The following is a 9,885-nucleotide window of genomic DNA, read 5'->3' as shown; positions in this document are numbered from 1 at the left end:
AGTTGGCAACTCATACTCGTGAATGCTGTTTTTGAATTTTGACTTTTTACTTTTGACTTTTACTTACATCTAATTGTCTGCTTTTAGTATCTATGTACAGCTACACCGAACATTGTAGCTTAACTCATGCTATACTTCACTTAATTTTTCTCTCTGTAATACAAGCATTTGCAAAGACACTCCCTTGGTATATATACTTTGGCACAACATTGGCTCTAACAGTTACAGATGACAACAGATATGAGTTTATCAAACGAACATCCTGCTAACGAAGAAGAAAAACAATGGCAAAATCCGCAAGACCCGGAAGCGCCATCTGATTCGAGAGAAAAAGAGCAAGCAGAACGTTTATATGAGGAAGCCAAGCGCAGGAAAGACAACCTGACCGAGACTGACCATATTGACAAGCCCAAAACAACTGAAGAATAATTACAACCTAAAGCATTGAATTATGAACACTGTACAAACTACCGCAGCAATTGTAAGTTTAGCTAACCGTATTGATAAAGAATTAAAAGCCTTGCTTGAAGCTGATTTAAAAGCGATTAGAAAAGTGCAATACAATATTATCGGTACTATCAATCCTGAAGCTAACATTACCCAATTGTCTATAGCATAAGCATACATCTACATCTACCTATATAGTACTAAACATCACCTATGAAAACATAAGGCTTTGCCGTTGAGGCAAAGCCTTTTTTACTTACCGGGCTATTTGCTTTTTACCTTTAGCGTATTCAATAATTAAGTCTGCCGTTCGGGCCGATGCACCTGCCTCTCCCATTACTTGTTGCAAGCGGGTGTAATTGCTTAACATCTGGTGCCGGTACTGAGCATTGTTCAATAAATTATTCAATTCATCCGCAACTTTTTCGGCATTGCAATCCTGTTGTATCAGTTCACGCACCAACAATTGGTCCATAATCAGGTTAACTAATGAAATGTATTTGATTTTGAGTACCAGCCGTGCCAGGCCCGCTGTAACTGCACTGGTTTTATACACTACCACCTGTGGTGTTCTAAATAAAGCCGTTTCTAAAGTAGCTGTTCCCGAAGCTACAATGGCTGCTTCTGCATGAGTTAACAGATCATATGTGGCGCCAAAGAGTACCGGCAAATTGGTATTTTTCAAATATTGATAGTAATACTCTGCTTCGAAAGCCGGGGCTCCGGCAATTACAAATTGATAATCAGTAAACCGGCCGGCCACCTCTTCCATTACCGGTAACAACTTACTTATTTCCTGCTTGCGGCTGCCTGGCAGCAAGGCCACGAGTTTCTTACCTGTCAAACTGTGTTTCTTTAAAAAATCAGCATCAGGTTGAAAATCAACTATGGCATCCAGTAATGGGTTGCCTACATAATCTACCTTCATATCCCATTGCTTATAGAAATTCACCTCAAAAGGTAAAATGCAAAACAGATGGTCAACTACCCGTTTAATTTTAAAAACCCGCTTCTGGTTCCAGGCCCAAACTTTTGGAGAGATATAAAAATCTGTTTGTATATGGTGCTGTTTAGCAAATTCGGCTATTTTTAGATTAAAGCCCGGAAAATCAATCAGTATTAAAACATCCGGCTGCCATTGAAGCAAATCAGCTTTGGTTTGCTTCATGTTCCTTAAGATGGCCGGTAAATGAGCTATTACTTCAACAATGCCCATGTAAGCCATCTCACGGTAGTGCTTCACCAATTGGCCGCCCTGCCCCAGCATCAAATCGCCTCCCAAAAAGCGGAACTCGGCATCAGCATCACGCTCCTTCAATGCTTTCATTAAGTTAGCACCATGCAAATCACCGGAAGCTTCGCCGGCTATGAGGTAATACTTCATACGCTTAATGCTTAATTTTTAGAATAAATGCGGCCAATACAAAAATGAAAGTAGCCAGCATAATACCGTTACCGGTCTGGTCGGCTCCCTTTTTGTAGCTTAATCTCAGCAGCAGTAAATTTAATGTTGCTGCAAATAAATACGGTACGCCGGGCTTACCCAAATAAGGAACAGCACTCCATTTATCAGCTACCACAAACCACGAAATAACAGGTAGAATCATACCCACAAGCAGCCCCAGAAGGAGTTGATTTCCTTTTTGCATAAGTTTTCAAAGTTATTATACTACCGCATTTTATTTATAGTATTTTTAACACCATAATTAATTCATCTCATGAAAAGAATCGCATTATTATTCACTATAATTTGCCTGTTTACCGCAGCAAAGGCGCAAAAATATGTGCCGCAATTAAAAAACGGCTCTGTAATTACTTACAATGCTCATGTGCGTAATTTGGGGCAGGATGTACCGCTTACCTTAACATTAACCAGCATTACAGACCCGGTAACCATGCAGTGGTCGCTGCCCGGCTTTGGCAGCGGCACTTATCTGTTTACGGCTAAAGGCATGCAAAGCGGCACCAAGATGGCTCTGCGCGAACCGGATATGGAAGCCACAACTAAGTTGAAAGACGATGAAACGTTGGCCGTATTATCAAAAGACAGCTTTAACAGTTTAATCACAAATAAAACATTCGACCTGAACAAGCAAACCTTTACTGTGGCTACCGACACAGAAACCTATAGCCTTAATGATAAGGCGCTTGATTTAATATACGCCACCACCGCTAACGGCAAAACCAAGCTATGGATCATCAATAACCCGGCTTTCCCTATTATTTATAAAATGACAGGCGGGCCAATGGGTAATGATCTTACCTTATCAGCTTTGAAAGAATAAATTTATAAGTTAAACTTCCAGCTATTAAGTACCGGTATGGCATGGTGTGAAGTCATATCAAACTGTACCGGTACTACCGATACGTAGTTATGCTGTAAAGCCCAAACATCAGTATCTTCGCCCTGGTCATTTAATTGAAACTCACCGGTGAGCCAATAGTATGGCCGCCCGTGCGGGTCTGTTCGTTTATCAAACTCTTCTGCCCATTTGGCTTGTGCCTGGCGGCAAACTTTGATACCTTTCAAATCATTGCCTTTCGGAAAATTCACATTCAGCAATGTGGCCGTTGGCATAGGATGCGCCAGTACTTGCAGGGCAATTTCCTTTACGTATTTCAGGCAATTGCTAAAATCGGCCTGCAGGGTATAGTCATCCAATGAGAACCCAATAGACGGAATACTTTCGATGGCACCTTCTACCGCGGCCGACATGGTGCCGGAGTACAAAATATTGATAGAATTATTCAAGCCATGATTAATGCCTGATACACATAAATCAGGCTTTTTCCCTTTAAATATGATATTAACAGCCAGTTTCACACAATCTACCGGCGTGCCTGAACAGCGGTAGGTTTCGAAACCCTCGTATAAATCTACTTTGTCTAACCTGAGTGGTTTGCCTATCGTAATGGCATGCCCCATGCCCGATTGCGGACTATCCGGCGCTACCACTACTACTCTGCCAATTTCCTGCATGGTTTCCATCAGCGCCTTAATGCCGGGAGCGGTAATACCATCATCATTTACTACCAGTATAGTTGGTTTTTGCTTTGCCATAATTATGTGTTGTTAACAGTAAGTTAGCGCCAAAAAATCACTGCCCGAAACAAAGCAATGATGATACGCTGTTTATTGTTGGCGCGAAATTAGTTATATTTGATATATGTTAACCACTGAAAAAAAGAAGTACACAGTAGCAGATTATGAATTGCTGGAAGAGGGTGCGCCATTTCAGTTGATTAATTATGATTTAGTTATGTCGCCATCACCTTTAACTGATCATCAGCTTATACTTGGTCGAATTTTTATACAGCTGTCCTCTTATCTCGAAAATAAAAATAATAACGGAGTTACTATGTTTGCTCCTATTGATGTTCATTTTGACGAGGGGAATATATTTCAGCCTGATTTAGTCTACGTTTCTGAAAATAGAAAATCCATTATTAAAAAATACATCATGGGCGCTCCAGATATGGTTTTGGAGATACTTTCCCCGTCTAACGCCTATTACGATCTGCGCCAAAAGAAAGATATTTATGAGCGGTTTGGTGTTCAAGAATATATTATTGTTGACCCTATAGCACAAAGCGCAGAGCTTTACGCCTTAAAAGACGGTTTTTATTACCTGCACCAGAAAGCGCAGAAAGAAGAAAGTTTAAGCTCCATTATCCTCGATGGACTCGCGCTCCACCTCAATAAAATTTTTAAGTAAACATAAAGCCCGGTACTGCCGGGCTTTATGTCTACAGGCTTTTCAGCCAGTCTATTAAATCTTCGCGGGTTTTGCCCGTTTTTTGCTGCAGGCGGCCGTACAATTCATCGTCTTTACCTTCTTCGTGCTTCAGATCGTCGTCGGTTAAATCGCCGTAAGCTTGTTTCACTTTTCCTTTCAGCTCATTCCAGCTGCCTTTTAATTCTAACTTGTCCATAATGTATTGTTTTTAGTAGCTTATAGATATAAGAGTATAACAACTATCAACACATTTGGTGTTTTAGTATTACAAAGCGCCGTCTTTAATCTCATCTACCACGCCCGGATCCAGCAAGGTTGAAGTATCGCCCAGGTTAGCGGTATCGCCTTCAGCTATCTTACGCAGTATGCGACGCATAATTTTTCCCGAACGGGTCTTCGGCAACCCGCTTACAAACTGAATTTTATCTGGCTTGGCAATCGGGCCGATAATGCGGCTCACTGTCATTAATATATCTTTGCGGGTAAGCTCATCATCACCATGCTTATTCGGGCTTACCACAAATGCATACACGCCCTGTCCTTTAATATCGTGCGGGTAACCCACCACAGCCGACTCTACCACGCTGCTGTGCATATTAATGGCATTTTCTACCTCGGCAGTACCTATACGGTGGCCCGATACATTCAGCACATCATCTACCCGGCCAGTAATGCGGTAATAGCCGTCTTTATCGCGCAGTGCGCCATCGCCGGTAAAATACATGCCCTCATAAGTAGAAAAATACGTGTCTTTAAAGCGTTTATGGTCGCCGTAGGTGGTACGCAATATACCTGGCCACGGAAACTTGATACATAAGTTACCGCTCACTTCGTTACCTTCAATCTCCTTACCATTCTCATCCACCAGCACCGGTTGTACGCCCGGCAGCGGCAATGAGGCATAACCCGGCTTCAACGGCGTTACATTGGCAATGGGCGAGATCATGAAACCACCCGTTTCGGTTTGCCACCAGGTATCTACAATAGGACATTCATTGTGGCCCACGTTATTATCAAACCAGTGCCAGGCTTCCTCATTCAATGGTTCGCCCACCGAACCCAACTTGGTTAACGAACTTAAGTCTTTGTTTTTTACTAAATCCAAGCCAAAGCTCATCAACGAACGGATAGCAGTTGGCGCAGTATATAATATATTTACTTTATATTTTTCTACAATATCCCACAAGCGCCCGGCATCCGGCCAGGTAGGTACACCTTCAAACATCAATGTGGTAGCGCCTTGCGATAGCGGCCCGTATACAATATAAGAGTGCCCGGTAATCCAACCGATGTCTGCTGTACAGAAGTATATTTCGCCGGGCTCATACTGAAAGGCATTAGCAAAGGTGTAGCCGGTATATACCATATAGCCACCGCAGGTATGCACCACACCTTTAGGCTTACCGGTGGAGCCGGAGGTATACAGAATAAACAGCATATCCTCGGCATCCATTTCCTCAGAAGGACATTCAGGATTACCCTGAGTTTCTACTTTTTTAATTTCGTCCTCCCACCACACATCGCGGCCTTTAATCATGCTCACCGGGGTGTGGCTACGAGTGAGTACAATTACCCTTTTAACTGATGGGCACTGTACCAGCGCATCATCAATAACCGATTTTAACGGGATATCTTTTGCTCCGCGAAAACCGCCATCAGCAGTAATAACTACATTACATTGTGCATCCTGAATACGATCAGCAATCGATTGCGCTGAAAAGCCACCGAATATTACCGAATGCACCGCACCTATGCGGGCACAAGCCAATACGGCAATAGCCAGCTCCGGTACCATAGGCATATAAATACAAATGCGGTCGCCTCGTTTAACGTCGTTGTTTTTTAACACGTTGGCAAACTGGCAAACTTTATCATGCAACTGCTTATAAGTAAGTACACGGTGATCCTCGGCAGGGTCATTAGGTTCCCAGATAATGGCAGGCTTATCGCCGATGGTATTCAGATGGCGGTCAAGGCAGTTTTCAGTGATATTCAGCTTAGCGCCTTGAAACCATTTGATATCAGGATTTTTAAAATCCCATTCCAACACTTTATCCCATTTTTTATGCCAGGAAAAGTTATTGGCAATGCCTTTCCAAAACTGCTCGGGCTGTTCAACGCTTTGCTGATATACCTGTTGGTATTGCTCTAAAGAAGTAATTTTCATGAAAGTAGGTATAATTTGGTTGCGAAATATACAGATAAATCGATTTAGTTAAGCATAAATTATCAACTGACCTTACTTGTCTTGACCAGTGACATGCCTTGTATATTAATACGGCTGCAATATATTTGTTTATTATATTTTTTTTGAAATGATTCTTGAATATTTGCCGATTAATGCTGATATTTGCAAACTCTTTTTGAAAAGAGCAGTCAAAATAAAAAGATAGTTGTCATGTCAAGAATTTGTGATTTAACTGGTAAAAGCGCGATGAATGGCCATAACGTTTCTAACTCAAACGTAAAGACCAAGCGCAAGTTCTATCCTAACTTAAAGCTTAAGAAGTTTTATATCCCCGAGGAAGATAAGTGGATTACTTTAAAAGTATCTACTTCAGCTGTGAAAACCATTAGCAAAAATGGTATCACCGCTTGTATCAATAAATTTGTAAAAAAAGGATACATTTAATAGAGATTGACTGTTTGAAGGCAGTTAAGCTACCCCTTGTGCTGTGAAGCACTGCGAGCTAAACACCATTCACAACTGACAACTCACAACATAAAAATATTATGGCAAAAAAAGGTAACAGAGTTCAGGTAATTTTAGAGTGCACCGAGCACAAAGAGAGCGGTATGCCCGGCATGTCACGTTACATTACCACCAAGAACAAAAAAAATACTACTGAAAGGTTAGAATTGAAAAAATTCAACCCGGTATTGCGTAAAGTAACCGTTCATAAAGAAATTAAGTAATTGGTTATTGGTTGATTTGGTTGATTGAGTGAGTAGTTATTTAACTACTTCCCCTTATTACTCAATCACGCTTTCACTCACTAACTTAAATCATTAAAAGAAATGGCAAAGAAAGTAGTTGCAACCCTGAAAACCGGTAAAGGTAAAGAATACTCTAAAGTAGTTACCATGGTGAAATCACCTAAAACCGGCGCTTATTCTTTCAAAGAAGTTATCGTTCACAACGATCACGTAAAGGATGCGATTAACGGTAAAGCATAATTTTACCCGTTATTAAAAGTATTAAAGCCGTCTTGTACATCACGAGAGGGCTTTTTTGTTATTAGCGCATCATATTTCAGCTGTAATTCGCTAAGTTTCACCCTACTTTCAGATATTTGTACTTCAATCACACATGGGACTATTTGATTTTTTTAAAAAGAAGGACAACACTCCGCAACAGCAGGAAGCCCTTGATACCGGTTTGGAAAAAACCAAGGACAGTTTTTTCTCCAAGCTTACCAAAGCGGTAGCCGGTAAATCAACTGTTGATGATGATGTACTGGATGACCTGGAAGAAGTGCTGGTAACTTCGGATGTAGGTGTAAGCACTACCCTGAAAATTATTGACCGCATACAAGCCCGCGTATCGCGCGATAAGTATGTGGGCACAGGTGAATTAAACAACCTGCTGCGCGATGAGATACAACAACTGCTGGCCGAAAACAACAGCAACGACTTTAATAATTTTGAATATGGCAATCACAAGCCTTATGTAATTATGGTGGTGGGTGTGAATGGTGTAGGTAAAACCACTACCATTGGCAAGCTGGCTCATCAGTTGAAGCAAGCCGGTAATAAAGTAGTATTAGGTGCTGCCGATACCTTCCGCGCTGCAGCGGTTGACCAGATACAGCTTTGGGGTAAGCGTGTGGATGTACGCGTGGTAGCCCAGCCTATGGGTTCAGACCCCGCTTCGGTAGCTTATGACACCTTGCGTTCAGCAGTATCCAATAACGAGGATGTAGTTATTATTGATACTGCAGGCCGTTTGCATAATAAAGTGGGGCTGATGAATGAGCTGACCAAAATTAAAAACGTGATGCAAAAGGTGATCCCTAATGCGCCTCACGAAATACTGTTGGTATTGGATGCTTCTACCGGCCAAAATGCTATTGAGCAATGTAAACAATTTACCCAGGCTACAGATGTAAATGCGCTGGCACTAACCAAGCTGGACGGCACAGCCAAAGGAGGTGTAGTGATTGGCATATCCGACCAGTTTAAAATACCGGTAAAATACATTGGCGTAGGCGAAGGCATGAATGACTTACAGTTGTTTGACCGCAAAGCCTTTGTAGATAGTTTATTTAAGAAATAATATAAAATCGTTTTTGCTATGAATGAAGCAATGACGTAGTGAAGTAAGCGATAGATGAGGACGAAAGAATTAGCAAAACCCTTAATGGTGCAACCAAAAAAGCCAAGAGTTAACGTAGTGACCTTGGGCTGTTCCAAGAATATTTACGACTCAGAAGTATTGATGGGTCAGCTAAAGGGAAACCAGTTTGATGTGGTGCATGAGGCAGATAAAGTTGGGAAAAACGATATTGTGGTAATCAATACCTGCGGTTTTATTGATAACGCCAAACAAGAATCAATCGATACCATTTTGCAGTACAGTGAACTGAAGGAACAAGGCAAAGTAGGCAAAGTTATTGTTACCGGTTGCCTGTCTGAACGTTACAAGCCCGAATTACAGGCCGAAATACCAAATGTGGATGCTTATTTTGGCACTAACGACTTGCAAGATGTACTGCAAACCATCGGTGCTAACTATAAATATGAGTTATTAGGCGAGCGCTTGCTCACCACTCCATCCCACTTTGCTTACTTTAAAATTGCTGAAGGCTGTAACCGCCCCTGCTCTTTTTGTGCCATCCCGCTAATGCGTGGTAAGCACATGAGTACGCCGATGGAGCAGCTGGTAAAAAATGCGGAGAACCTGGTAAAAAATGGCACCAAAGAACTGATTCTGATTGCGCAGGATCTTACCTATTATGGTTTAGATTTATATGGCAAGCGTAATTTAGATGAACTGTTGCGCCGCTTAAGCGACGTAAATGGTGTAGAATGGATTCGCCTGCAGTACGCTTACCCATCCGGTTTCCCGATGGAAATACTGGATGCCATGAATGAGCGCGATAATATCTGTAAATACCTCGACATGCCTTTGCAGCACATTACCGATAACATGCTGAAATCTATGCGCCGCGGTATTACCAAGCAGAAAACCATTGATGTGGTAAACAACATTCGTGATAAAGTGCCAAACATTGCCCTGCGCACTACGCTGATTACCGGTTACCCCGGTGAAACGCAACAGGACTTTGAGGAAATGGCACAGTGGGTAGAAGACACCCGTTTCGACCGCCTGGGCTGTTTCACTTATTCGCACGAAGAAAAAACGCATGCATACTCATTGGTAGACGACGTGCCTGAAGATGTAAAACAGGAACGCGCTGATACCATTATGGAAATTCAGCAAGGTATCTCATTTGAAAAAAACCAGGAGAAAGTAGGTCAAACCTATAAAGTACTCATCGATAAATTAGATAATGGCTATTTTACCGGCCGTACCGAGTTTGACTCACCAGAAGTAGATAATGAGGTATTAATTAATGCCTCACAACAATACGCCACCATTGGCAGCTTTGTAAACGTAAAGGTTGATTACGCTGAAGACTTCGACCTTTATGGACAAATTGTAAAATAACATTCAAAAGTAGTGTGCATTTCACAGAAT

Annotated in this window: 14 protein-coding genes; 9 read left to right on the top strand and 5 right to left on the bottom strand. The window is 41.8% G+C overall.

Going from position 1 to position 9,885, the window contains the following annotated elements; genetic code table 11:
• Positions 1 to 240 precede the first annotated feature (240 nt).
• Positions 241 to 429, top strand: a complete 189-nt coding sequence (locus ACYVNW_RS17865) for a hypothetical protein (protein WP_460681280.1) — start codon at positions 241 to 243, stop codon at positions 427 to 429.
• Between the two features lie 22 nt (positions 430 to 451).
• Positions 452 to 619, top strand: coding sequence for a hypothetical protein (locus ACYVNW_RS17860; RefSeq protein ID WP_460681279.1), 168 nt, complete (start codon positions 452 to 454; stop codon positions 617 to 619).
• Between the two features lie 84 nt (positions 620 to 703).
• Here the strand turns inward: ACYVNW_RS17860 and lpxB are convergent, their stop codons facing one another.
• Both lpxB and ACYVNW_RS17850 read right to left on the bottom strand, forming a co-directional pair.
• Positions 704 to 1,831, bottom strand: a complete 1,128-nt coding sequence (lpxB, locus tag ACYVNW_RS17855) for a lipid-A-disaccharide synthase (protein ID WP_460681278.1) — start codon at positions 1,829 to 1,831, stop codon at positions 704 to 706.
• 4 nt (positions 1,832 to 1,835) lie between these two features.
• Positions 1,836 to 2,096 carry a hypothetical protein gene (locus tag ACYVNW_RS17850; RefSeq protein ID WP_460681277.1) on the bottom strand — a complete coding sequence of 87 codons (261 nt, stop codon included), beginning with the start codon at positions 2,094 to 2,096 and terminating at the stop codon, positions 1,836 to 1,838.
• A 69-nt stretch (positions 2,097 to 2,165) separates the two neighbouring features.
• On the opposite strand from ACYVNW_RS17850, the gene ACYVNW_RS17845 reads away from it, so the two are divergent.
• On the top strand, positions 2,166 to 2,732 hold the full coding sequence (locus ACYVNW_RS17845; protein ID WP_460681276.1) for a hypothetical protein: 567 nt from the start codon (positions 2,166 to 2,168) through the stop codon (positions 2,730 to 2,732).
• A 2-nt stretch (positions 2,733 to 2,734) separates the two neighbouring features.
• Here ACYVNW_RS17845 and surE read toward each other — a convergent pair whose 3' ends face one another.
• Positions 2,735 to 3,508, bottom strand: coding sequence for a 5'/3'-nucleotidase SurE (gene surE / locus ACYVNW_RS17840; RefSeq protein ID WP_460681275.1), 774 nt, complete (start codon positions 3,506 to 3,508; stop codon positions 2,735 to 2,737).
• 106 nt (positions 3,509 to 3,614) lie between these two features.
• Here surE and ACYVNW_RS17835 point away from each other — a divergent pair, with 106 nt between their 5' ends.
• Positions 3,615 to 4,163, top strand: coding sequence for a Uma2 family endonuclease (locus ACYVNW_RS17835; protein WP_460681274.1), 549 nt, complete (start codon positions 3,615 to 3,617; stop codon positions 4,161 to 4,163).
• A gap of 31 nt (positions 4,164 to 4,194) precedes the next feature.
• On the opposite strand, the gene ACYVNW_RS17830 is transcribed toward ACYVNW_RS17835, so the two are convergent.
• A complete protein-coding gene (locus tag ACYVNW_RS17830; RefSeq protein ID WP_460681273.1) occupies positions 4,195 to 4,380 on the bottom strand; it encodes a CsbD family protein in 186 nt (61 codons plus the stop codon).
• Positions 4,381 to 4,449: 69 nt separating this feature from the next.
• Entirely contained in the window at positions 4,450 to 6,351 is a 1,902-nt protein-coding gene (gene acs, locus ACYVNW_RS17825) for an acetate--CoA ligase (protein WP_460681272.1), read from the bottom strand.
• Positions 6,352 to 6,582: 231 nt separating this feature from the next.
• Between acs and rpmB the strand changes: the two genes are divergently transcribed.
• From rpmB to rimO, 5 genes are all read left to right on the top strand, one after another.
• Positions 6,583 to 6,816: a 50S ribosomal protein L28 gene (gene rpmB / locus ACYVNW_RS17820; protein WP_169605628.1), complete on the top strand. Its 234-nt coding sequence runs from the start codon at positions 6,583 to 6,585 to the stop codon at positions 6,814 to 6,816.
• 101 nt (positions 6,817 to 6,917) lie between these two features.
• A complete protein-coding gene (gene rpmG, locus ACYVNW_RS17815) occupies positions 6,918 to 7,100 on the top strand; it encodes a 50S ribosomal protein L33 (protein ID WP_074490316.1) in 183 nt (60 codons plus the stop codon).
• Positions 7,101 to 7,202: 102 nt separating this feature from the next.
• Positions 7,203 to 7,361 carry a DUF4295 domain-containing protein gene (locus ACYVNW_RS17810; RefSeq protein ID WP_460681271.1) on the top strand — a complete coding sequence of 53 codons (159 nt, stop codon included), beginning with the start codon at positions 7,203 to 7,205 and terminating at the stop codon, positions 7,359 to 7,361.
• 133 nt (positions 7,362 to 7,494) lie between these two features.
• Positions 7,495 to 8,460 (top strand): signal recognition particle-docking protein FtsY, encoded by a 966-nt coding sequence (gene ftsY, locus ACYVNW_RS17805; protein WP_460681270.1) that lies wholly within the window; start codon positions 7,495 to 7,497, stop codon positions 8,458 to 8,460.
• 84 nt (positions 8,461 to 8,544) lie between these two features.
• Positions 8,545 to 9,855, top strand: coding sequence for a 30S ribosomal protein S12 methylthiotransferase RimO (gene rimO, locus ACYVNW_RS17800; RefSeq protein ID WP_460681269.1), 1,311 nt, complete (start codon positions 8,545 to 8,547; stop codon positions 9,853 to 9,855).
• Positions 9,856 to 9,885 lie beyond the last annotated feature (30 nt).

Source organism: Mucilaginibacter koreensis, from assembly GCF_054783355.1.
Note: the sequence above shows the minus strand (reverse complement) of the source record. Positions and strands in the feature narration are given on the sequence as shown.